22 protein-coding genes are annotated in these 22208 nt (G+C 72.1%); 10 read left to right on the forward strand and 12 right to left on the reverse strand.

Annotated elements, in window-relative coordinates:
• Window positions 1-9 precede the first annotated feature (9 nt).
• Window positions 10-1368, forward strand: a complete 1359-nt coding sequence (locus AB0C38_RS36700; RefSeq protein WP_360682373.1) for an MFS transporter — start codon at window positions 10-12, stop codon at window positions 1366-1368.
• Here AB0C38_RS36700 and AB0C38_RS36705 read toward each other — a convergent pair.
• The 3 genes from AB0C38_RS36705 to AB0C38_RS36715 are packed head-to-tail and all read right to left on the reverse strand — an operon-like array spanning window position 1352 to window position 5654.
• Entirely contained in the window at window positions 1352-3922 is a 2571-nt protein-coding gene (locus tag AB0C38_RS36705; protein WP_360682374.1) for a family 78 glycoside hydrolase catalytic domain, read from the reverse strand. The genes AB0C38_RS36700 and AB0C38_RS36705 overlap by 17 nt on opposite strands.
• Window positions 3919-4377 (reverse strand): DUF3237 domain-containing protein, encoded by a 459-nt coding sequence (locus AB0C38_RS36710; RefSeq protein ID WP_360682375.1) that lies wholly within the window; start codon window positions 4375-4377, stop codon window positions 3919-3921. Before AB0C38_RS36710 ends, AB0C38_RS36705 begins: the two co-directional genes overlap by 4 nt.
• Complete coding sequence (locus AB0C38_RS36715; RefSeq protein ID WP_360682376.1) at window positions 4377-5654, reverse strand: MFS transporter; 1278 nt, start codon at window positions 5652-5654, stop codon at window positions 4377-4379. The genes AB0C38_RS36710 and AB0C38_RS36715 overlap by 1 nt, the downstream gene beginning before the upstream one ends.
• A gap of 119 nt (window positions 5655-5773) precedes the next feature.
• Between AB0C38_RS36715 and AB0C38_RS36720 the strand changes: the two genes are divergently transcribed.
• The 3 genes from AB0C38_RS36720 to AB0C38_RS36730 all read left to right on the forward strand — a co-directional run bounded on the left by AB0C38_RS36720 (window position 5774) and on the right by AB0C38_RS36730 (window position 9319).
• Window positions 5774-6553 carry an IclR family transcriptional regulator gene (locus tag AB0C38_RS36720; RefSeq protein ID WP_360682377.1) on the forward strand — a complete coding sequence of 260 codons (780 nt, stop codon included), beginning with the start codon at window positions 5774-5776 and terminating at the stop codon, window positions 6551-6553.
• Window positions 6554-6614: 61 nt separating this feature from the next.
• The gene (locus tag AB0C38_RS36725) at window positions 6615-8408 is read left to right on the forward strand and encodes a glycoside hydrolase family 3 N-terminal domain-containing protein (RefSeq protein WP_360682378.1); all 1794 of its coding nucleotides are present in this window, start codon (window positions 6615-6617) and stop codon (window positions 8406-8408) included.
• 5 nt (window positions 8409-8413) lie between these two features.
• The gene (locus AB0C38_RS36730) at window positions 8414-9319 is read left to right on the forward strand and encodes an alpha/beta hydrolase fold domain-containing protein (RefSeq protein ID WP_360682379.1); all 906 of its coding nucleotides are present in this window, start codon (window positions 8414-8416) and stop codon (window positions 9317-9319) included.
• A gap of 262 nt (window positions 9320-9581) precedes the next feature.
• Here AB0C38_RS36730 and AB0C38_RS36735 read toward each other — a convergent pair whose 3' ends face one another.
• From AB0C38_RS36735 to AB0C38_RS36750, 4 genes are read right to left on the reverse strand one after another with little or no spacing between them, the layout of a single operon-like run.
• Window positions 9582-10289 carry an alpha/beta hydrolase gene (locus tag AB0C38_RS36735; RefSeq protein WP_360682380.1) on the reverse strand — a complete coding sequence of 236 codons (708 nt, stop codon included), beginning with the start codon at window positions 10287-10289 and terminating at the stop codon, window positions 9582-9584.
• A complete protein-coding gene (locus AB0C38_RS36740) occupies window positions 10286-11545 on the reverse strand; it encodes an amidohydrolase family protein (protein WP_360682381.1) in 1260 nt (419 codons plus the stop codon). Before AB0C38_RS36740 ends, AB0C38_RS36735 begins: the two co-directional genes overlap by 4 nt.
• Window positions 11546-11569: 24 nt before the next feature.
• Window positions 11570-12334, reverse strand: a complete 765-nt coding sequence (locus AB0C38_RS36745; RefSeq protein ID WP_360682382.1) for an SDR family oxidoreductase — start codon at window positions 12332-12334, stop codon at window positions 11570-11572.
• A 10-nt stretch (window positions 12335-12344) separates the two neighbouring features.
• A complete protein-coding gene (locus AB0C38_RS36750; protein ID WP_360682383.1) occupies window positions 12345-13073 on the reverse strand; it encodes an SDR family oxidoreductase in 729 nt (242 codons plus the stop codon).
• 124 nt (window positions 13074-13197) lie between these two features.
• Here AB0C38_RS36750 and AB0C38_RS36755 point away from each other — a divergent pair, with 124 nt between their 5' ends.
• The 3 genes from AB0C38_RS36755 to AB0C38_RS36765 are packed head-to-tail and all read left to right on the forward strand — an operon-like array spanning window position 13198 to window position 15505.
• Complete coding sequence (locus tag AB0C38_RS36755) at window positions 13198-13779, forward strand: carboxymuconolactone decarboxylase family protein (protein ID WP_360682384.1); 582 nt, start codon at window positions 13198-13200, stop codon at window positions 13777-13779.
• Entirely contained in the window at window positions 13776-14648 is an 873-nt protein-coding gene (locus AB0C38_RS36760) for a fumarylacetoacetate hydrolase family protein (protein ID WP_360682385.1), read from the forward strand. The genes AB0C38_RS36755 and AB0C38_RS36760 overlap by 4 nt, the downstream gene beginning before the upstream one ends.
• Window positions 14648-15505 carry a fumarylacetoacetate hydrolase family protein gene (locus AB0C38_RS36765; protein ID WP_360682447.1) on the forward strand — a complete coding sequence of 286 codons (858 nt, stop codon included), beginning with the start codon at window positions 14648-14650 and terminating at the stop codon, window positions 15503-15505. Before AB0C38_RS36760 ends, AB0C38_RS36765 begins: the two co-directional genes overlap by 1 nt.
• On the opposite strand, the gene AB0C38_RS36770 is transcribed toward AB0C38_RS36765, so the two are convergent.
• From AB0C38_RS36770 to AB0C38_RS36790, 5 genes are all read right to left on the reverse strand, one after another.
• Window positions 15474-16046: a TetR family transcriptional regulator C-terminal domain-containing protein gene (locus AB0C38_RS36770; protein ID WP_360682386.1), complete on the reverse strand. Its 573-nt coding sequence runs from the start codon at window positions 16044-16046 to the stop codon at window positions 15474-15476. The genes AB0C38_RS36765 and AB0C38_RS36770 overlap by 32 nt on opposite strands.
• Before the next feature lie 19 nt (window positions 16047-16065).
• Window positions 16066-16899, reverse strand: a complete 834-nt coding sequence (locus tag AB0C38_RS36775; RefSeq protein ID WP_360682387.1) for an alpha/beta hydrolase — start codon at window positions 16897-16899, stop codon at window positions 16066-16068.
• Between the two features lie 31 nt (window positions 16900-16930).
• Window positions 16931-17287 carry a PaaI family thioesterase gene (locus AB0C38_RS36780; RefSeq protein ID WP_360682388.1) on the reverse strand — a complete coding sequence of 119 codons (357 nt, stop codon included), beginning with the start codon at window positions 17285-17287 and terminating at the stop codon, window positions 16931-16933.
• Between the two features lie 35 nt (window positions 17288-17322).
• On the reverse strand, window positions 17323-17619 hold the full coding sequence (locus tag AB0C38_RS36785) for a hypothetical protein (protein ID WP_360682389.1): 297 nt from the start codon (window positions 17617-17619) through the stop codon (window positions 17323-17325).
• A 163-nt stretch (window positions 17620-17782) separates the two neighbouring features.
• Window positions 17783-19210, reverse strand: a complete 1428-nt coding sequence (locus AB0C38_RS36790) for a DUF4389 domain-containing protein (protein ID WP_360682390.1) — start codon at window positions 19208-19210, stop codon at window positions 17783-17785.
• A 311-nt stretch (window positions 19211-19521) separates the two neighbouring features.
• Here AB0C38_RS36790 and AB0C38_RS36795 point away from each other — a divergent pair, with 311 nt between their 5' ends.
• The 3 genes from AB0C38_RS36795 to AB0C38_RS36805 all read left to right on the forward strand — a co-directional run bounded on the left by AB0C38_RS36795 (window position 19522) and on the right by AB0C38_RS36805 (window position 22198).
• Complete coding sequence (locus AB0C38_RS36795; RefSeq protein WP_360682391.1) at window positions 19522-20271, forward strand: GAF and ANTAR domain-containing protein; 750 nt, start codon at window positions 19522-19524, stop codon at window positions 20269-20271.
• Window positions 20272-20314: 43 nt separating this feature from the next.
• Complete coding sequence (locus AB0C38_RS36800) at window positions 20315-21046, forward strand: GAF and ANTAR domain-containing protein (protein ID WP_360682392.1); 732 nt, start codon at window positions 20315-20317, stop codon at window positions 21044-21046.
• A gap of 171 nt (window positions 21047-21217) precedes the next feature.
• Entirely contained in the window at window positions 21218-22198 is a 981-nt protein-coding gene (locus tag AB0C38_RS36805; protein ID WP_360682393.1) for a hypothetical protein, read from the forward strand.
• Window positions 22199-22208 lie beyond the last annotated feature (10 nt).

Raw genomic sequence — 22208 nt, forward strand, 5'->3', positions numbered from 1 at the left:
GGGCATGCAATGCAGCACGCCAACGCGCTCAACCGGCTGAACCGCCTGCCGATCTCGCGCTTCCACAAGGTCACCCTGCTCGCCGTCTCGTTCGCCTACTTCTTCGAGTTCGCGGACATCAACAGCTTCGCCACGACCGCGCCCAAGCTGATCAAACTGTGGGGCGTGACGGTGAACCAGGTCGCCTACGTGACCTCGCTGTCGTTCGTCGGCATGTTCTTCGGCTCGATCATCGCCAGCAAGCTCGCCGACCGCTGGGGCCGCAAGAACGCGCTGATGTGGACGACCGTCTGGTTCGGCGTCTTCTCGTTCGCGGCGGTGTTCTCCTGGGACATCGTGTCGCTGGGCGTGTTCCGCATCCTGACGTCGGCCGGCCTGTCGGCGATGACCGTCGTCGCGGTCATCTACGTCAGCGAGCTGTACCCCGCGGCGAGCCGCGGTAAGTACCAGGCGTACGCGATCGTGATCGGCATCTGCGGCACGCCGGTCACCAACCTGATCGCCAGCGCGGTCGTGCCGATCAACTCGTGGTCGTGGCGGCTGGTGTACCTGTGGGGCGCGCTCGGCGTCCTGCTCGTGCTGTTCACGCGGCACCTGAAGGAGTCGCCGCGCTGGCACGAGAGCCGCGGCGAGCACGCCGAGGCGGACGCGGTGCTGCGCGAGATCGAGGCGCAGGTCGCGGCGGAGAAGGGCCCGCTGCCGGAGCCGGCGCCGCCGATCGAGGAAGCCCCGGTGGGCAAGGCGCCGCTGCGGCTGCTGCTGCAGAAGAAGTACCTGTACCCCACGCTGCTGCTGACCGTCCTGTGGGTGACGCAGACGATCGGTTTCTTCGGCTACTCGAGCTGGGCGCCGACACTGCTGGCCAAGGAAGGCTTCAGCGTCGAGAAGTCGGTGTTCTACGTGGCGCTCACGACGGTCGGTGCGCCGCTCGGTTCGTACCTGGCGGCCCTGGTCACCGACCGGTTCGAACGCAAGTGGTGCCTGGTCGCGTTCGGCGCCGTGATCGCGTTGTGCGGCCTGTTCTACGGGCTGACGTTCAACCCGGTCCTGATCGTGGTGTTCGGCTTCCTGGTGAACATGTTCGAGCGCGGCTACACGGCACTCGGGTACGCGTACTCGCCCGAACTGTTCGACACGCGCGGCCGCTCGCTGGGCACCGGGGTGTCGTACGGCCTCGGCCGGCTGTCGAACGCGGTGGGCCCGTTGATCGTCGCCGCGCTGTACAACGGGAGCGGCTACCAGAGCGTGTTCCTGTTCATCGCCGGGACCTGGCTGGTCGGTGCGGTCGTGCTGGCCATCTTCGGGCCGCGGACGCGGCAGGCGAGGCTGCGGTCCACGGCTCCGGAAGCGATCACGACGACACCGTGAACGTGTGCCGTCCCGGTCCCGCGTCGGTGCTTTCCCCACCGGGAAGCTCGATCCCGGCGCGGGCTCCGGGCGGCACGTCGACGGTGAGCCGCAGCCGGCCGCCGGTCCGTTCCCAGGCGCTGCGGATCGGGCCGTAGGGGCTGAGGTGTTCCGCCTCGGCCCACTCGAGGCCGCCGCCGGGGCAGGGCCGGACGACGAACCGCCGGTAGCCCGCTTCGGCGTGGCCCGGGTCGTCCGGCAGCCGGATCCCGGCGATGTGGGTGTGCAGGAAGGACATCGCCGCGCCCTTGCTGTAGTGGTTCAGCGAGCCGCGCACCTGATCGCCGTCGACGGCGTCCCAGCGTTCCCAGAACGTCGTCGCGCCGCGGTCGAGCATCGCCAGCCAGGACGGGATCCCGGTCGACAGCAGGACGCGGTAGGCGAGGTCGACGTGTCCCGTGTCGGCCAGCGTGGGCAGCAGCAGCCCGGTGGTGAGGAAGCCGGTACCGACGCCGGCCGCGGCGACCAGGCCGGCGAGCCGTCCGGCGACGACGTCCCGCAAGTGCGCGGGCACCAGCCCGAAGGCGAGCGCCCGGACGTGGTTGCCCTGCGTGGGTTCGGTGAGCACACCGCCCGGCCCGAGGTATTCGCGCTGCCACGCGTCCCGGGCGCGGTTCGCGAGCCACCGGAAGCGGGCCGCGTCCGACTTGTGGCCGAGCAGCTCGGCGACGCGGCCGAGCACCCGGGCCGAGCGGGCCAGGTAGGCCGTGGCGACAATGCCGTGGTCGGCCCCGGGATCCGGGTTGGGTGGGACGCCCGGCTCGAGCCATTCCCCGAAGTGCCCGCCGATGTCCCACAGGAACTTCTCGTGCGGAGCCGCGGCGGCCACACGCGAAGGGTGACGCTGCTCGCGCGCGGCCGCGGCCGCGTACTCGACCCAGCCGACCATCGACTCGTACTGTCCACAGAGGACTTCGAGGTCGCCGTATGCGCGCCAGAGCTCCCAGGGCACGAGCACCGCCGCGTCACCCCAGCCCGCCGAACCGGTCATCGCGTCTTGGAACTTGTTGCCGGACGGGCCGTCGCCGGCGGGGTCGGGCGTGATCGTCGGGACGCGGCCGTCGGGCCACTGGTCGGCGGCCAGGTCGCGCAGCCACTTCCGGGAGAACCCGCCGACGTCGTGGGTGCGGGCGGCGGTGGCGACGTGCACCTGCCAATCGCCGGTGAAGCCCGAGCGTTCCCGCTGCGGGCAGTCGGTCGGGACGTCGCAGGCGTTGCCGCGCAGGCTCCACACCGCCGTCCGGTGCAGGGCTTCGAGCCGCGCGTCGCCGCAGCCGAACCGGCCGGTTTCGGGGAGGTCCGTGTGCACGACGACCGCGGTGACCTGAGGGATGTGCCCGTCGATCTGGACGTACCGGAAGCCGTGGGTCGTGTGCCGCGGCTCGAAGACGTCCTCGGCGCGGCCCGCGGAGACGACCGTGTCGACCTGCCCGGCGGGCAACAGCTTCCCGGTGGCGAAGTCGAACGCGCGCAGGTGATCGGTGGTCACCCGGCCATCCGGCGCCAGGTGCTCGCCGTGGGTGAGCGTCAGCCGGGTGCCTTCCGGGCCGAGGTCGCGCAGCCGGACCCAGCCGGTGATGTTCTGCCCGAAATCCACCACCACGCCGTCCGCGAGCCGGGTGACGGACACCGGTCGCAGCTCCTCGATCCGGCGGACCGGGGGCGCTTCGGTGAGCACCAGCTGGGCTTGGTCGCCGGTCCGGGGATGCACGTGGTACCAGCCGGGGGTGTCCAGGCCGAGGGAACCCGGTGCGGGGAGCCGGAAGTCGGTCTCCTGGCCGTCCATGAGGTCGGCGGTGATCCGGCTCGGCCGGGACCACCAGCCCGGGCCGGTGGTGACCTTCGTGGTGCCGTCGACTTCCAAGGCCAGCAAGGCGGCGGTGCGGGTGCCGAAGCCGTCCGCGGTGCGTTCGAAGCCGTGGCGGCCGCGGAACCAGCCGTCGGAGAGCAGGAACTCGATCGAGTTCTTCCCCGGCCGCAGCAGGTCGGTCACGTCGTGTGGTTCGACCTGGAGCCGCTTGCGGTAGGCGGTGAAGCCGGGCGTCAGCTCGAGGTCGCCGACGCGGGCGCCGTTGACGAAGAGCTCGTAGATCCCGTGCGCGGTCGCCCACGCCGTCGCGGTCACGACGGGCTCGTCGAGCGTGAACTCGTGCCGCAGCTGGTACGCCGGTCGACGGCCGGGTGGCGCGATGACCGGCTCGTGTGGCTCGACCCAGGCCGCCCTGCCCAGCGAGGCAGGCAACGTGACGACGTTCCAGGGCGCCGGGTCCGACCAGTCGCTCTCGCCCAGGTCGGTCCAGACGCGGACCTGCCACGCCGTCGCCGGACGCTCGGGAAGCTCGACGAGCACCGACCGATCGTTCTCGCACCGTCCCGACGTCCAATCCGGGCCCGTCAGCCGGATCTCGTATGCGTGCTGGACGGCCGATCCGGGCGGTAGCCACCACGAGCCGCGCGGCGACACCGAGGGACGGCCCGGTGTCAGGTGGTCGAGCCGCAACCGCGTGGGCTTCATGACAGCCGGTAGAGGTCGTAGCGGACGGCGTCCGGGGTGCGTTCCGCCGAGGCCACCAGTATGCCGGCGGTGAGCCGCCGGTCGGCCGCACCGGAAACCTTGACGGTGAGCCGGAACTCGTACCGCGACCGGTCGACGTGCTCACCCCGGGCGAGGGCGGCCAGCGCCTCGGACGGCCCGGAGCGAACACCGGTGGAGGTGATCGACACCAGGCCGTCGCCGGTCTCGACGAGGTAGCGCGCTTCGACGAGCGTGGTCCCGTCGGGCAGAATCCGTTGCCAGTCCGCGCCGACCGGCTGGATCCGCCCGGCGAGTCCAGGCCCGTCGAAGCTCCCGCCCGTGATCGGGACGACCCGGAACCGGCCCTCCGGACTCTCGCCGACTTCCAGCGGTGCACCGAGTTCGACGACCGCGGTGCTGACGTAGTCGAGTGCGGGTGAGGCGAACAGCGGCACTAGCGCACCTTCCGGATCGGCAGGATCAGCACCGCGCCGAGCAGCCCGGCGACCGCGCCCGCGATGAACAGCGCCGGGAAGTTCTGCGGCACCGCCGCGCTCGCCCCGATGGCGAGGATCGCCGGGGCCAGCGCCGGGACCACCGACGTCGGCAGGTTGCCGGCCAGGTTCATCAGCCCGAGGTCCTTCGCCGTGTCGGCCGGGTCGGGCAGCACCTGGGTGATCAGCGCGATGTCCACCGCGAAGTAGACACCCTGGCCGAGGCCGATGATGCCCATCGCGACCAGGAACAGCGGATAGGTGCTGGTGAACGTCGCGAACAGCAGCCCGCAGCCGAAGATCACCGCGGCGGTGACGACGAACGGCTTGCGGCGCCCGACGCGGTCGGAGATCTTGCCGGCCAGGGGAGCGAACAGCAGGGCCACGCCGGTGAGCACGAGCGTCGACAGGAAGACCGCGTTCGCGATGCCGGCCGGCGGGATGTGGAACACGTTCATCAGGTAGAAGGCCTGGTACGCCTGGATCGCGGCGACCCCGAAGAAGATCAGCAGCCGGCTCAGCCACGTGTAGCCGAAGTTGGGGTGCCGCACCGGGTTCACCCAGAACGTCCGGGGCAGGTCGCGCCACGCGAAGGCGGGCCGCTCGGCCGCCGGCAGGCGCCGGTCCCGCATCGTGACGGCGAGCAGGACCGTCCCGAGGACCGCGAGCCCGGCGGGCAACAAGATCATCGCCGGCAGGTTCGGGGCGACCAGCTGCGCGATGAACAGGCCGAGGACCGCGCCGACCGGGAGGCTCAGCCCGACGATCGCCGACGCCGGGCCGCGGCGGTCCGGCGGCAGCTGGTCCGGGATGACCGAGGTGAACGCGACGGTGGACGCGCTCGCGCCGACCGTCGTGCAGCTCGCCGCCACGGTCAGCGCGAACGTCGTCGCGCCCAGCTGGAGCCCGATCGCGCCCAGCGTGAACAGGATGGCGCCGAGCACGAGGAACGGTCTGCGCCGGCCGAAGCGGCCCGTCGTGCGGTCGGACAGCCGGCCGAAGACGGGGAAGGCGATCAGCGAGCACAGGGCGCTGATGCTGGTCACGATGGACACCATCGTCGTGGCGCCGGCCGGGTCGAGCAGCGTCGCCTTGACCGACAGCGTCAGCACGGCCGGGACGAGCACCGCCATTCCCGCGCCGACCGCGGCGAAGGCGAAGAAGAAGAGAAACCCGCGCCGGGGTCCGGGGAACGCCGTCTCGTCGAGGGCGGAGGACGGGCGGAAAGAAGTACTCATCGTTGGGCACCTTTCACGTCTCGGTCGCGGCGGCACACCGGGTGACTTGCGGGGAAGGATGGGCGCCCGATGCCGTGTACGGTGAGAGCGATGCCAATCAATGGAACGTCGAGGTGGTCGTGACCGAACCCGTGCGGGTGCGTGGCCGCCGTCCGGCGCACGGTGAGCCGGTCATCGACCGTGCCCTGGCGCTGCTCTCGACGTTCGACGCGGAGCACCGGACGCTCTCGCTGGCCGAGCTGAGCCGCCGGGCCGAGATCCCGCCCAGCTCGGCGCTGCGGCTCGCGAACCGGCTCGTGGACTGGGGTGCGCTGGAGCGCGACGACGCCGGGCGGTTCTGCGTCGGGCTTCGCCTCCTGGAGGTCGCGACGCTCGCGCCGCGCGGCCACGGGCTGCGGCAGGTGGCGCTGCCGTTCATGAACGACCTTTCCGAGGTGACGCACCAGCACGTCCAGCTGGCCGTCCGCGACGGGATGCAGGCGATGCTCGTCGAACGGCTTTCGACGCACCAGGCGACGCCGGTGGACTACCGGATCGGCGGCCGGCTTCCGTTGCACTCCACCGGAGTCGGCCTCGCGTTGCTGGCCTTCGCGCCCAAGGAGGTGCAGGAGGAGCTGCTTTCGAAGCCGGTCTACAGCGAGCCGCACAACCGGCTCATCCCCGCCGACGTCCTGCGCCGCACGCTCGCGGAGGTGCGCCGCGAACGGCTGGCGATCTACCGGCGCGAGGACGAGCGCCATTCGATCGTTTCCGTTGCCGCGCCGGTGTTCGGCCGGGACGAAGCGGTCGTGGGTGTGCTCGGGGTGCTCGTCCCCAAGCGGGTCGCCCAGCCCCGGCGGCTCGGACTGGCCGTGCAGACGTCGGCCCGCGGCATCTCCCGGGAGCTGGCCGGTCGCTGAGGTTGCCATTCAATGGCACAGCGGTGGGTGACGCGCCGGATCGGCGGTCATCCTCGGCGGCATGCTCCCTCTGCTCGACGACGACGGCGTCGCCTTCCGCGATCTCGACGGCGACGGGGTGATGGCCCCGTACGAGGACCCTCGCCGTCCGGTCGGTGAGCGTGTGCGCGACCTGCTCGCCCGGATGACGGCGGAGGAGAAGGCCGGGCTGCTGTTCCACGCTCCGGTCGCGGTCGCCCTGGACGGTGGCGTGGTCGACGCGCCCGCCGGGCTGCTGCCGGCCGCGCCGACGACGTCCGTGCTGCGCGACGGGCACCTGCGCTGCCTGAGCCTGATGGCGCCGGTCGCCGCCGGGCCCCTGGCCCGCTGGCACAACCGCGTCCAGGACCTCGCCGCGCACAGCAGGCTCGGGATCCCGGTGCTGGTGTCGTCCGACCCGCGGCACTCGGCGAACGACAACCCGCTGACGTCGGTGCCGTCCGGTGGTTGTTCGCGCTGGCCGGAGCCGCTCGGGTTCGGTGCGCTCGACGACGAGGACCTGGTGCGCGAGTTCGCGTCGGCGGTGCGGGCGGAGTACGCGGCGGTCGGTATCCGGCTCGCGCTGCACCCGATGGCCGACCTGGCCAGCGAACCGCGCTGGGCCCGGATCTCCGGCACGTTCGGGGCCGACCCGGACGTCGTCGCGCGGCTGGCGGCAGCCTACGTCGAAGGTCTGCAGGGACCGGCGCTCGGCCCGGGTTCGGTGGCGGCGATGGTCAAGCACTGGCCGGGCGCGGGACCGCAGGCCGGCGGGCTCGACGCGCATTTCGCGTCCGGGCCGGACCAGGTCTACCCGGCCGGGCGGTTCGAGCTGCACCGCGATCGGTTCCGTCCGGCGCTGCGGGCCGGGGCGGCGGCGGTGATGCCGTATTACGGGCGTCCGGTGGGGGTGGCGGGACTGCGGGAGGTCGGGTTCGCGTTCGACCCTTCGGTGGTGGCCGGGCAGCTGCGCCGTGATGAAGGCTTCGACGGCCTGGTGTGCACGGATTTCGGGCTCTTGAGCGACAGCGTGCTCGCCGACGGGACCGTGTGGCCGGCCCGCGCGTGGGGTGTGGAGCACCTGGACCGGACTTCGCGGGCGCTGCTGCTGCTCGACGCCGGTGTCGACCAGTTCGGCGGGGAATGGTGCCCCGAGGTGATCGCGGGACGGGTCCGGGAGGCGCGGCTCGACGAGTCCGCCGGGCGGGTGCTCGCCCTGATGTTCCACTTGGGACTGTTCGAAAACCCTTACGTGTCCGAGGAAAACGCGGTGCTCACGGTGGGGCGTTCGGACTTCGTCGCGGCCGGGGCGTCCGCTCAGCGGCGGTCGATGGTGGTGCTCACCGGCTCCGGCGTGCTGCCGTTGTCCGATGGTGTCCGGCTGTACGTCGAAGGCGTGGACCGTGAGGTTGCCGCCCGCTATGCGTCCATTGTGGACACTTCGGAGGAGGCCGAGGTGGCGCTGGTGCGTCTCGACGCTCCTTGTGAACCCGCCGCGCGGCTGCCCGAGGCGTTCTTCCATCAGGGCCGTCTCGACCTGGCTCCGGATCGGCTCGAGCACCTCACCGCGCTGGCCGCGACGGTGCCGACAGTCGTCGACGTCTTCCTCGAGCGGCCGGCGGTCCTGCCGGAAGTCGCCGCGTCCGCGGCCGCGCTGCTGGGGGACTTCGGTGCCACCGATGACGCGGTGCTCGACGTCGTGTTCGGCCGCGCTCGCGCCGAGGGGCGGCTGCCGTTCGAACTGCCGTCGTCGATGGCCGCCGTCGAAGCCCATCCCGAAGACCTCCCGGGCGGGACGGTCGATCCGCTGTTCCCGCTCGGCCACCCGAAAGGCTGACCCGCATGCCGATCCACCCCGCTGTCGCCGCGAAACTCCCGCTGCTCGACGGTGTCCCGTCGTTCGAGGCGCTGGTCACCGATCCCGCGTTCCGCGACCGGATGGTGCAGTTCATGACGCCGTCCGCCGGGGGGCCGCCGCCGGCGGTCAAGACCCGCGAGGAGACCGCGGCCGGGGTGCGCGTCCGCGTCTATTCGGCGGACGAGGGTGCGGGGCCGTGCCTGGTGTGGCTGCACGGCGGCGCGTTCAAGATGGGCGACCTCGACATGCCGGAGGCGGACTGGGTGGCGCGCGAGGTGGTCACGCGCGCGGGCGCGACGGTGGTGAGCGTGGACTACCGGCTCGCGATCCCTTACCCGGCCCCGCACGACGACGTGGTGACGGCGGTCCGCTGGGTCCGTGATGCGCTCGCGCCGTCGCGGATCGTGCTGGGCGGCGCCAGCGCGGGCGGCAACTTGGCGGCGGGTGCGGCCCTGCGCCTGCGCGACGACGACGGCTGGGTACCGGCGGAGCTGGCGCTGGTCTACCCGGTGCTGCACCCGGAACTGCCGCCGGCGTCGGCGTCCCTGACGCGGCGGATGGCCGAGGTGCCGCCGATCCTGCACTTCCCGCCGGAGGAGGTCCGCACGATCACGGAAGACTTCCTCGGCGGCCCGGTGAACCGCGCGGACGGCTACGCGATGCCGGGCTTGGCGGTGCTGGAAGGGCTGTGCCCGACGCTGCTGCTGACGGCCGAGTACGACGACCTCCGCCCGTCGGGGGAGAAGTTCGCCGCCGCGCTGGCCCTGGCCGGGGTCGATGTGCACCACGTGCAGATTCCTTCGATGCTGCACGGGTTCCTGGGCCTGCCGTCGGCGATCGAGCCGGTGGACCGGGCACTGCGGCTGCTGGCGGCGGCGGTCGCGGGCTGAGCGGGCTGAGCGGGTGCGCGGCTTGCGGCGGTGGTCGCGGGCTGAGCGGGTGCGCGGCGTGCGGCGTGCGGCTTGCGGCGGCGGTCGCGGGCTGAGCGGCCGGGTTCTGCGCGGCGTGCGGCTTGCGGTCGGGCGGTTCGGGGCCTCGCGCCGCTGGCCGGCCTGCTCGCCTGGACCCCGGCGACCGCGACCGGCCGCCCGCCCGGTGCCCTGAAAGACTCTTTCATGTCGCCAGACGACATGAAAGAGTCTTTCAGGGCGTTCAAGCGAGCCCGCGCAGGAACTGCACCGAGCGGTCGACGATCGCACCCAAGTCCTGGGCGTCCGCCCACATGTGCCGGGCACCCGGCACGAGGTCCAGCTCCACCGGCGCACCCACCGCCCGCAACGCCGAAGCCAACCGGACACTCTGGTCCGGCGGCACCATGTCGTCGGCATCCCCGTGCATCAGCAGGATCGGCGGGGCATCCTCACGAACGAAACTCAGCGGGCTCGCCTGCCGCGCCAGGGCCGGGTTGTCGCGAGGCGAAACACCGAGCAGTTGAGTCTCCCGCGAGACGTCACCGTCGAGGCCGAGCAGATCCGTGGGCGGGTACCACGCGACAACACCGTCGACGGACCCGCCGTCCAACGCGGCCAGCAGCGCCAGGTGCGCACCCGCCGACTCGCCCCACAGGAACGTCCGAGCACAGTCCACTTCGGACTGAAGCCAATCGACGGCCGCCCGGACGTCGTCCAGCTGCGCGGGAAACTGCGCCTCCCCGCTCAGCCGGTAGTCCACCGCGGCGACCGCGAAACCCCGCGAGGCCAACGTCGAGCACAACGACGCGGGGATCGTGGTCTGCCGGGAACCCCGCCGCCAGCCGCCGCCGTGCAGGTACACGATCGCGGGGAAGGGCCCGGAAGAGGATGGCAGGTGGAGGTCCAGCTCCAGGGGCCGGAAGCCCAGAACCTCGCGGTACACCGTCACGCGGCGGGCGCCTTGTGGAACCGGCCGTCCTGCATGATCGCCAGCAGGTTGTCCTTGTCCTGCAGCAAACTGACGTCAAGAGTCGGGTCGCCGCGCACCACCAGGACGTCGGCGAAGTAGCCCTCGGTGAGTACGCCGACCGGCATGTCCAGCACCTGGCCGCCGTACTGCGTCGTCGCCCGCAGTGCCTCGGCGGGGGAGTAGCCGAACAGCCGCACGAACAGCTCCAGGTCGCGCGCGTTGCGCCCGATCGGGTTGTTCGGGAAGCCGTAGTCCCCGCCGGGCAGCACCCGCAGGCCGCGTTTGCGCAGCTCCGGGTAGAGCTGCTCCATCGCCGCCAGGGACTTCACTGAGCCCATCTTCTCCGCTAAGGCCGCGTCGATGCCGAACTCGGCGCCCTCGTGGACGTTCGCCCACATGATGCCGACCGCGGGGGACAGGAAGATCTCGTCCTTGTGCTCTTCCAGGAGGTCGATCGCCTCGGGATCGGCGTAGGAGCAGTGGTAGACCGACCGGAACCCGCTGCGCACGGCCAGCTTGATCGACTCGGGCGACTGCGCGTGGCAGTTGAGCCACACCCCGGACTCGCGCGCCTGCTCACCGGCCGCGGCGGCTTCCTCCGCGCTGTACTGGGTGACCATCGAGCCGCCTTCGAAGAAGACGTCGTCGTTGCTCATCAGCAGCTTGACGCTGTCGAAGCCGAGCGTGGCCTGCTCCCGGATGAACGCGCGGACCGCTTCGGGACCGATCTCCTTCGGCTCCGGTCCCTTCGGGCCCATCTGTACCGGGTTGTTGTCCCGCTCGAACGACGCCGCGCGCATCCGCGGCCCCGCGGCCAGGCCGGCGGCGATGCGGTCGCGCAGCCGGACCTCGGTCGGCACCGGCGTCAGCGACCCGGCGGAGTACGCGCTGGTGAAACCGTGATCGAGGAGGATCCGCGCGTTGCGCTCGGCGAGCGCGAGGTGCTCGTCGGGCGTCGGCATGTGGTGGAAGAACGACACGTCCAGCGGCGGGTTGAACGACGGGTCGATGTGCCCGACGGCCGACGGGAACGTCAGGTGCGCGTGCGACTCCACCAGCCCGGGCATGACGGTCGCACCCCGGCAGTCGACGACCCGGTCACCGGGCTCGGGTTCGACGCCGGAGCGCACGGCTTCGATCCGGTCGCCCCGGACCACGACGTCACCCGGCACCGCCGGGGAGCCGGTCCCGTCGAACACCCGGCCACCGGTGAAGACCACTCTGGTTTCGCTCATCCGCTCGTCCTCACTGACGAAAGATCATGCGCCGATCATGTTGTAGCCGCCGTCGGCGACCATGAAGCTGCCGGTCATGTGGCTCGCGTCCTCGGACGCGAGGAACAGCGCGGTCCCGGCGAGCTCCTCGGGCCGGGGGATGCGGCCCATCGGGGTGTCGTTGCGCAGCTGCTCGCCGCGCCCGGACTTCCAGTCCTCGCGGCCCAGCGTCGCCTCGGTCTCGATGAAGCCCGGCGCGAAGACGTTCACCCGCACCGTGGGTGCGAAGGCGCGCGCGTAGGACTTGGTCAGGCCGATGATCCCGTACTTCGCCGCCGCGTACTGCGGGGCGCGGGCACTGCCGCGCGCGACGACGGTCGAGCCGATGTTGACGATCGCGCCGCCGCCCTGGGCGAGCATCCGGTCGCCGAACTCGTGCGTGCACAGCAGCGTGCCCTTGATGTCGACGGCCAGGACGTGGTCGATCGACTCCTCGGTGATGTCCCGCCACGACATCTGGTCGCGGGCGACGTCGCCGACGTTGTTGACCGCGACGTCGACGCGGCCGAAGTGGGCCCACACCTCGTCGGCCATGCGGCGGATCTGGTCGTGCTCGGAGATGTCCGCCTGCACGAGGAAAGCCTTGCGCCCCAGCGCTTCGACGCGTTCCACGGTGCGCTCGGCACCGGCCCGGGACCCGCGGTAGTGCACGGCGACGTCGGCGCCCTCCTGCGCGGCGCGCACGGCGATCTCGGCGCCGAACCCGGTGCCGGCGCCGGTGACGAGGACGGTCTTGTCGGTGAATCGCACGAAGAACTCCTTAAACGAGGGTGCGGCCGCCGTCGGCGTACAGCACGTGACCGGTGACGAACGCCGAGCGCTCGGAACAGAGGAACAGGACGGGGCCGACGAGGTCGTCGACCGTGCCGAGCCGCCCGGCCGGGACGAGCGACGTCAGCTCGTCGCGGACGCCGGGCCGGTCGAGGTGGTGGCGGGTCAGCCCGGTCTCGGTGTAGCCGGGCGCGACGGTGTTCACGGTGACGCCGCTGCCCGCCCACTCCCGGGCCATCACCCGGGCGAGCTGGTTGACCCCGCCCTTCGTGGCGGCGTAGGGCGCGTGGTGCGGGTGCGCGAGCAGGCCGGACACCGACGACAGGTAGACGATCCGGCCGTGCCCGGCCGCCACCATCACCTCGCCCGCGGCCTTGCCGGTCCAGAACGCGCTGGACAGGTTCAGCGTGACGATCGACTCCCAGACCTCGTCCGGCGTCTCGAGCACCGGCCGCCGGTCGTTGACGCCGACGGCGTGCACGAAGACGTCCAGCCCGCCGAGCATCTCGACGGCTTGGGCGACGCACTCGCGGCTGCCTTCTGCCGTGGCCAGGTCCGCCTGCAGCGTCTTGGTCCCGACCGCGGCCAGCCGCTCTTCGTCGACGTCGGTGACCACGACCTCCGCGCCCGCTTCGGCGAGCGCCGCGGCGACCCCGCCGCCGATGCCCCCGGCGCCGGCGACCAGGGCTTTCCGCCCGTCCAGACCCAGCCAGTCCACTCCGCGCACTCCTTCGGTCCTCGGTCCTGCCGACGGTAGGTTCCGAGCGCGAGCCGAGGAACGACCGTGCCATTGGTTGGCAACTCCGGGCAGGGGAACCGCGGGCGCTGGTGGGATGGCCGCCATGAGCAGGCTGCCGCACCTCACCCCCGACGAACTGGACCCCGAGCAGCGGGCGCTGTACGACACCATCACCGGCGGCCCCCGCGCGGCCGGGCCGCAGCGGTTTTCGCTGGTCGACGCCGCCGGCGCGCTGACCGGGCCGTTCAACGCGATGCTCGTCGCGCCCCCGGCCGGGCAGGCGCTGCAGGGGCTCGGCGCCGCGATCCGGTACGAGACGACGCTGACCGACCGCGTCCGCGAGCTGGCGATCCTCGCCGTCGCCGCCCGCTGGGACTGCGCGTTCGAACGGCACGCGCACGAGCCGCATGCGCGAGCCGCCGGGATCACCGAGACGCAGCTCGAGGCGGTCCGCGCCCGCGCGCTGCCCGAGCTGGCCGACGAGACCGAGCGGGCCGCGCTGCGCCTGGTGTTCTCGATGCTGGGCGAGGAGGACGTCGACGACGTGACCTACGCCGAGACCGTGCCAATCATTGGCAACCGGATGGCCGTCGAGCTCACCACTTTGGTGGGCTACTACGCGACGCTGGCCCTCCAGCTGCGTGTGTTCCGCGTGGCCGACCCCGCAGGAAGTGGACCCCGATGAAGCTCGTCACCTTCAACGACAACCAGGTCGGGCGCATCGCCGACGACCAGGTGCTCGAACTCGACACCGCGTCGACCCGCGAGTTCTTCGAACGCGACCGTGACGTGCCCGAGACCGGCCGCCGCTACCCCCTGGCCGAGGTGCGCCTGCGCGCGCCGATCGTGCCGAAGAAGTTCTTCCACACCGCGGGCAACTTCCGCGAGCACCACGAAGACCTCGCCCGGGTCAACTGGTCGCACCCGGTGAACAAGGGCATCGTCTTCTTCCAGAACGTCGACGCGATCATCGGCCCGGGCGACGCGATCGTCTACCCCGAGCACCTGACGTCCGAACTGGACTACGAGCTCGAACTGGCCATCGTGCTCGGCAAGCCGGGCAAGTTCTTCAACGCCGAGCAGGCGGCCGAGCACATCGGCGGCTACCTCGTCTTCAACGACATCACCGCGCGCGACATCCAGCGCCGCGAGATGGAGTCGGGCGTCTTCTCCTTCTCCAAGGCCATCGACACGTTCTGCCCGATCGGCCCGTACATCGTCACCGCGGACGAGATCGACGACCCGCACAACCTCGACATGGAGCTGCGGGTCAACGGCGACGTCCGGCAGAAGTCCAACACCGGCCGCATGTCCGTGTCGATCCCGCAGCTCATCGCCTACCACTCGCCGCAGACCTACAGCGCGGGCGACCTCATCACGACCGGCACCGTCGCGGGGGTCGCGGCGAGCACCGAAGACCCCTTCGCGAACTACCTCAAGCCCGGCGACGTCGTCGAGGCCGAGATCGAAGGCATCGGCGTGCTGCGCAACCGCGTCGTGTCCTGGCAGGACGCCCACGGCACCCCGCCCCCGGCCGCGGACCAGTGGATCTGATGCGTCTGTCCACAGTGGACGACCGGGCGGTCCTGCTCGCCGGGGACGGCGTCATCGACGTCGCCCGGGCGAGCGACGGCCGCTTCGGCCCCGACCCGATGGCCGTCCTCGAGCAGTGGGCGGCCTTCCGGGTGTGGGCGGCGAACGCTTCGCTGCCCACTGCGGAACCCCTGGCCGGCCGCGCGTTCGACGCGCCCGTGCCGCGGCCGCGCCAGGTCTTCGCGGTCGCCCTCAACTACCCGCCGCACGCCGCCGAAGCGGGCTACCAGCCGCCCGCGGATCCGTTGGTGTTCACCAAGTTCCCCAGCTGCATCACCGGCCCGGACACCACGGTGGAGGTGCCCGGCGACCGCGTCGACTGGGAGGTCGAGCTGGTCGTGGTGATCGGCGACGGCGGCCACCACATCGCCGCCGAAGAGGCCTGGGACCACGTCGCCGGCCTGACGGTCGGCCAGGACCTCTCCGAGCGTGCGGTGCAGCTGCTCGGCACCCCGCCGCAGTTCTCGCTCGGCAAGTCGTTCCCCGGTTTCGGCCCGACCGGCCCGGCCCTGGTGACGCCGGACGAGTTCGCCGACCCCGGCGACCTGCGGCTGGTCACCGAGCTGAACGGCACCGTCGTCCAGAAGGCGCGCACCGGCGAGATGATCTTCGGCGTGCCCGAGCTGATCGCGCGCCTCTCGGCGATCTGCCCGTTGCTGCCCGGCGACCTCGTCTTCACCGGCACCCCGGCGGGCGTCGGCAACCGGATGAGCCCGCCGCGCTACCTCGGGCCGGACGACGTGCTGGTCAGCCGGGTCGAGGGGATCGGGGAGCTGCGGACCCGGTTCAGCGCAGGAGCGTCTCGAACGCGATCGTGAAGAACGCGGCGAAGGCGGAGCCGTCCTTGGCGGCCCGTTCGCCGACGATGGCGCCTTCCCAGGCGTTCACGAGGAACCGGCCCAGCATCTCCGGGTCCTGCGCCGACGTCACGGACCCGTCGGCCTGGGCTTCGCGGATCGTGTCGGCCACGGCCGCCGCCCAGGTCGCGAAGGCCGTCACCAGGCCTTCGCGGATGGCGGGGCTGTGGTCGGCGGCCTCGGTGCTGAAGTTCCCGAACACGCACCCGCGTTCGTAGCCGTACTTCTCGATGTCCCCGGCGAGGAACTCGAAGTGGGCCCGCAGCCGGGCCAGCGGCGCGACGGACCGGTCGGCCAGCTCGGGCACGCGCCGGGTGTCGCCGTAGCGCTCCATCACGACCAGGGCAAGGGTTTCCTTGCTGGCGAAGTGGTTGTAGAACGACCCCTTCGGCACGCCCGCGCTGTCGGTGATGAGCTTGACCCCGCAGGCGTTGTAGCCGTGCCGGTGGAACTGTTCGTATGCAGCGTCCACGATCTGCTCGCGCATGCTGGCCCTGGCCATTTCGGGTCCCCTCCGCCGATCAAGCCGACTGTACCGGCGCGTTCGCCCGCCACCAGCCGGTGATCGCGCCCGCGTACTCGTCCGCGGCTTCCTCCCAGACGAAGTGGCCGGCGTCGAGGACGACGACCCGGCTGTGGGGGAGCCGCTCGTGCAGGTACTCGGCGTTGGCCGGCGGCACCACGGGATCCTTGCGCCCGGCGATGATCTGCACCGGCGTCTCGATGCCGGGCAGCAGGCCGCCGAGCACCGGCAGCTCGGCGGGGTACGCGCGGACGTACGGCATCTGCTCGACGAACCGCTGGCCCCGGTAAGCGGCGAGGTAGTCCTCACGCACGACGTCGGGCAGCTGGTAGCCCTCGATGGTCCCGAGTGCGAAGGTCACGATGTCCTTCGGGCCCAGGGCCCGGTACGGCGCCAGGTCCTCGGCGCGCACCCATTCGTCCAGCACCCCGCCCAGGTTCAGCGGGACCGACGCCCCGCCGGAGCCCACGGTGACGCTGCTGAACCGGCCGGGGTGGGCGGCCGCGGCGAACAGTGCGGCGCTGGTGCCGATGTCCGGCCCCACGACGTGCGGCTTCGCCAGCCCGAACTCGTCGGCGATCCGCACGACGAACTCGCCCATCGCCTGCGGCGACAACAGGTCTTCGCGCAGCTCGGAGTGCCCGAACCCGGGCAGGTCGACGGCGACCAGGTGGGCGTGCTCGGCCAGCCGCGCCCAGCTCGCGTCGAAGGCGAATAGGCTTTCCGGCCAGGGGCTCAGCAGGAGCGCGTCGGCCTCGTGCGGCCCGTCGCTCTCGGCGTAGCGGATGGACAACCCGTCGATGCTCCGGAACCGGGGCTTGATCTCAGTCATGAGTTCAATATGACCGGTCGTCTTGACTTCGTCAAGGGCGGCTCACGAAGCAGTTTGCGGTGGCTGTGGCCAGCAAGGTGCCCGCGGAATCCGTCAAGCGTGCTTCGGCCAGCGCGATGCTGCGGCCGGCGTGGACGACCCGGCCGGTCGCCGTGACGGGCCCGGTGCCCGCCCGGATCGCCCGGACCAGCCCGATGGACAGGTCCAGGGTGCTGAACCGGCCGCCGGCGGGCAGCGTCGTGTGGACCGCGCACGCCGCCGCCGAGTCCGGCATCGTGGCGTACACCCCGCCGTGGACCGTCCACATGGGATTGTCGTGGAACTCGCCGGGGGTGAGGCGGAAGACCGTCTCGCCTTCCTCGGCCGAGATCAGCCGCAGGTCCATCATCGGCGCGGACGGACGGTGTGCGGCACGCTGGCGGACTAAGACCTCCTGGGGCCGCCCGCCTCGCCGGCCGGTGGTGCGGTCACGGCGATGACGTCCTCGTCGTCGACCCAGCACACCGTCGGGGAAAGGCTGTCGTCGGCGATGACGGGGACCCGGGCACCGTGCGGGCCGAACTCGACCCGGCCGGCGAGGAAGCCCGTTCGCGGCGAGCGTGGATCCGAACCGGTGAACGTGACGCGCCAGCTCCCGAAGCTGAACGCGATCTGCCGTCGCGGCGGGAGGTGGGTGCCTTGGCCCGTCGGCGCGAAAAGGTGCGGGTTCCCGGCCGTCATCGGTGGCTCCTCGTACGTCGGAGAGCTCCACGCGGAACGTGGATCGGCTGACGTGCCGAGGTCCGGGGCAGTCCGAACAGCCTAGGCGCTTTAGGCCACCCACCAGAAAGAATCCCCCGGATGAGGGACCCCGCGCACGGCAGTCAGTGCGCGGGGCGATTCCTCACACCGTGGACGACCGTTGCGGCTCGGGCGCCGGCAGGTGCGGCGTGCCGGGGCCGCGGGCGCCGCGGGCGGCGATCCAGATCAGCGCGACCCCGCCGGCGAGCAGGAGCACGCCGGTGCCGAGGACGAACGCCGCCACCCAGCCCAGGGCCGGGACCGTCGCGCCGGCTTCGACCTGCGCCACCACGCCGCGGGAACCGTCTGCGTTCAGCACCACGAGCGTCCACTCGCCGTCCTGCACCGGCCACGTGAGGGTCTGGGTGCCCACGCCGGCCGCGCCGGCGGCCCAGATCCCGGCGTCGCCCGGTCGCACGCTGAGCGCGCCACCGGGGTGGATCGTCGTCACGGCAGCGTCTTCCGTCAGGTCCGAGACGGTGCTGTACTCCGCCGCGGCGAGGTAGCGCGAGACGTCCGCGGTCTTGGCGATCCCGACGAAGACCGGCTTGTCGGCGCCGGTCGCGCGGATCCGGGTCTCGCCCACGGTCGCGGCCCAGCCCGCGGCTCCGGCTTCGATGCCGTCGAGCCGGACCGGATCGCTGGTGAGGGCGTACCCGCCGGCGGAGAAGGTGTTCGAGTCGCTGAAGTAGCCGTCGGCGTCACGCTGGGTGCGGTCCGCCCACAGGACGGCCGCGCCGCCGGTGAGCAACCCGGCCGAGACCAGCACGAGCACCGCGCCCCCGATCGCCGCCGCGGTCCGGCCGCCGGTCCAGCCGGCGTGCCCGGGTGCGGGCGTGTCCAAGGACGGCGCCGGTGCGGTGCCACCCGGTTCGGCGCCACCCTGGTCGAGACGGAACGGCGGGTAGACATCGGTCAGCAGGGACACGTAGGCGGCCACCCGCAGCACCCAGCGGTCCAGGCCGAGCACGAAGTCGAAGAGCGGCCGCGGGTACCGGCCGGTCACCAGCAGCACGACCCCGGCCACGAGCACGAGGACGCCGACCAGCCCGCCGGCCGCCCACGTGAAGCCGTCCGAGCCGTCCCGTCCGGCGAGCCAGCTGCCGCCCCCGGCGAACAGGCCGACCAGGACGAGGTGCGGGAGCGCCAGCAGCCACGACTTCACGAGGACGAGCCCGCGGGAAAGGTGGTGCGGGTACTCGACTTCCAGACGCGCCGGGTAGTCCGGCGCGTCGGCGAGCGTGAACGGGGGATACCGGTCCGTGCCGAGCGCGCTGGTCGCGTAGAACTGGACGCGCCAGCTCCAGCGCAGGACGCCGACCGTGAAACCGAAGAGCGCCCGCGGGTACCGCCCGGTCACCAGGATCGCGAAGAACGCCACGAGGCCGACGAACGGGTAGGCGAACCACAGGACCGCCAGAATCAGGAAGTGGGGGACCGCGAGCACCCATTTCACCAGCCAGAGCCAGCGTGACAGGGGTTCGTCGAGCCGCGCCTCGACCCGGATGGGATAGCTGCGTGCGGCGGTCATGGGGGGTCCTTCCTCGGGTCGTGGCCATGCCGCGCCGAGTCCGCCCCCGGGTCCGGATCGGCGGGCGGTCGCGGTGGCCGCCGTCGCCGGTCGCCGTCGCGGTCGCGACGCGCCGGGAGGTGGCCGGGTCTTCGGGCGAACAGCCGGATTTGGCCGTTTCCCCTCTTCAGCCTGTCGCGCCGCGGCACCCGGTCCAGGGTCCGCCGACCCCGGATTCCCGGCGAATGTCACCGCTCCGACGCTCGGGTACCCTGCGAAGGCGCTTCCCGTCGTGGGGAATCGCCGATCGCAGAATTGGGAAGCGCTGGGCAGTGTCCACTATCCGTGACGAGTGGGGTGAAAACTCCTCGCTGGGTCGCCTGTGGGCGACGCTGACCGCCCTGGCCGGGGAACGGGGCCGCGCGGTGTCCGTCGAATTCGTGTGCGCGGTCGCCGCGGAGCGGTTCGGGACCGAAGCGGCCTGCCTGATCGTGACCGGGCCGAAAGGGGTGGCGGAGCTGCACAGCTCGATCGGGGAGCTCGGCCACCGGATCCCCGAGCTCGAGGTGACGGTGGGAGAAGGGCCGATCCGGGATTCCCTGGAACTGGGGTCCCCCGTGCTGAGCACCGACCTCGACGCCGAAGCGGCGCTGCGCAGGTGGCCGGTGTTCGCGCCGCTGGCGGCCGAGGCGGGTGCGCGCGCGTGCTTCGCGTTCCCGCTGGCCGTCGGGGTGGTCCGGGCCGGGGTGCTCGTCCTGCTCCACGGCACGCCGCTCTCGCCGGGGCCCGCGAGCCTCCGGGAGGCGCTGGTGTTCGCCGACCTCGTGCTGGCGATGCTGATGGGGGAGCAGGTCGCCCGGAGCGGACCGGTCCCCGGGCCGGTGGGGGACGAGTTCCCGATCGTCGGACCCGAAGTGCACCAGGCGACCGGGATGGTCGCCGCCCAGCTCGACACCGACCTGGAAACCGCGTTCGCCCGGCTGCGGGCGCGGGCCTTCGCCGACGGCCGCCGCCTGTCCGAGGTCGCGGCCGACGTCGTCGCCCGCCGGCTGCGGTTCGAGCCCGATCCGGACCTGCGATGACCGAAACCGGCGGCGGTAGGCTGCCGGAGTGGGAAGGAGGCCGATGCGCGAGGCCGCGCTGATCGACACGCTCGTCGAGCTGGCCGACACGTTGACCGGCGATTTCGACCTGATCGACTTCCTCCACCTGCTCGCGGGCCGGTGCGTCGAGCTGCTGGACGCCGACGCGGCCGGCGTCCTGCTGGCGCATCCGCACGGCAGGCTCCAGGTGGTCGCCAGCGCCGACGAAGCCCCGGAAGTCGTGGAACTGTTCCAGATCCAGGTCGAGGAAGGGCCGAGCCTCGAGGCCTGGCGGGGTGGCGAGCCGGTGAGCCACCCGGATCTCGCCGACGGCGACGCGCCGTGGCCCCGGCTGCGGCGGATGGCCGCGACGGCGGGATACGCGGCGGTCTACGCCGTCCCGATGCGGCTGCGTGACGAAAACGTCGGTGCCCTCTGCCTGTTCAAGGGCGCCACCGGCGAACCCGGCGAGGATTCGGTGCGGGCGGCCAAGGCGATGGTCGACGTGGCCACGATCGGCTTGATCCAGGCGCGCGTCGCCCGGCGGCACGAAGTCCTCGTCGAGCAGTTGCAGACGGCGTTGAACAGCCGGATCGTCATCGAGCAGGCGAAGGGTTTCGTGGCGGAGCGGCTCGGCGTGGACGTCGCCGCGGCTTTCGCCCTGTTGCGCGACTACGCGCGGGCGCGGGGACGCCGGCTGACCGCGGTCGCCGAAGAAGTTGTCACCCGGTCGGCAAATGTTCAGGATCTGTTCGGCAGTGGCCCGACACGGTAATTCCCGGTCCTGTTTTCGCAACTGCACGTGAATATTCACGCTCTTGCCGAAAATATTTCCGGCCTTACCCGTCCGGCGGATTTCCCGGTGCCGGGAATCGCTTAAAGTCTGCGGACCGCCCCGGACCATGGTGGTGAATCCAGCCTCCCAGCCGGGAACGGAGGCGGTCCGATGGCTGCCCGCGGCGAACCGCGGCCGTTCCGGGTCGGAGTGAGCGATCTGGCGGCGCTCGAAGCCGCGACCCGCGCGTTCCGCGCCCTGGACTACCGGTACGGCGGTGGGTTCTGCCGCGCCCCGCTCGCCGCGCTCGGCTCGTGGACAGTGGTGCTGCGCAAGGGAACCGTCCCGCCCCGGCTGCGGCGCCGGCTGTGCCGCGCGCTGGCCGACCTGCACAACCTGCTGGCGTGGACGGAGTTCGACTCCGGCCGCGACGAGTCCGCCCTCCGGTCGTTCGGCATCGCGGCGGAGCTGGCGGTGGAGGCCGGGGACCACGACCTGCTCGCCAACATCCGCTACCGGCGCGGCCGCCTGCACCTGCACCGCCGTGAGGTCGACGACGCGCTGGCCGAGTTCGAGCAGGGCCGGGCCGCGGCCCGCCGCGGGCCGTACGCCCGGACGCAGGCGATCCTGTCGGCCAACGAGGCGTGGGCCTGGGCGATGCGCGCGGACGAGGCCGCCGCGTTGCGGCACCTCGGCCAGGCGGCCGACGCGTTCGCCGCCGACTCCGGGGCCGCGCCGTGGGCCCGGTTCTTCGACGCGAACGACCTTTCCGCGATGATCGGCACGGTCCGGGTCGAGCTCGCGTGCACCGTGGACCCCCGCCACGCGGCCCGCGCGATCCCGTTCCTCGACGACGCGGTGGCCGCCTACGGGCCGGAGATGAGCAGAAGCCGTTCTCTGACCCAGATCATGCTGGCTCTCGGGCACGCCGTCCGGCGCGACACCGAGGCCGCCGCGCGCGTGGGGGCCTCGGCCATCGATGCCGCGCGCGGAGTCCGGTCGGTGCGCGCCGAGGGCCGCCTGCGGCCGCTGGAGGCCGTGCTCCGGGACGGCCCGCCCAGCCGCGACGGCCAGGCGCTGCTGACGCGGATCGCCGAGTTCCGGGCAGAGTGCCGGGCCGGACCGGAAACCGCCGGTGACCGTCCTCAATAGACTTGATGCG

The sequence above is a fragment of the Amycolatopsis sp. NPDC048633 genome (assembly GCF_040650695.1).
Lineage (GTDB): Bacteria > Actinomycetota > Actinomycetes > Mycobacteriales > Pseudonocardiaceae > Amycolatopsis.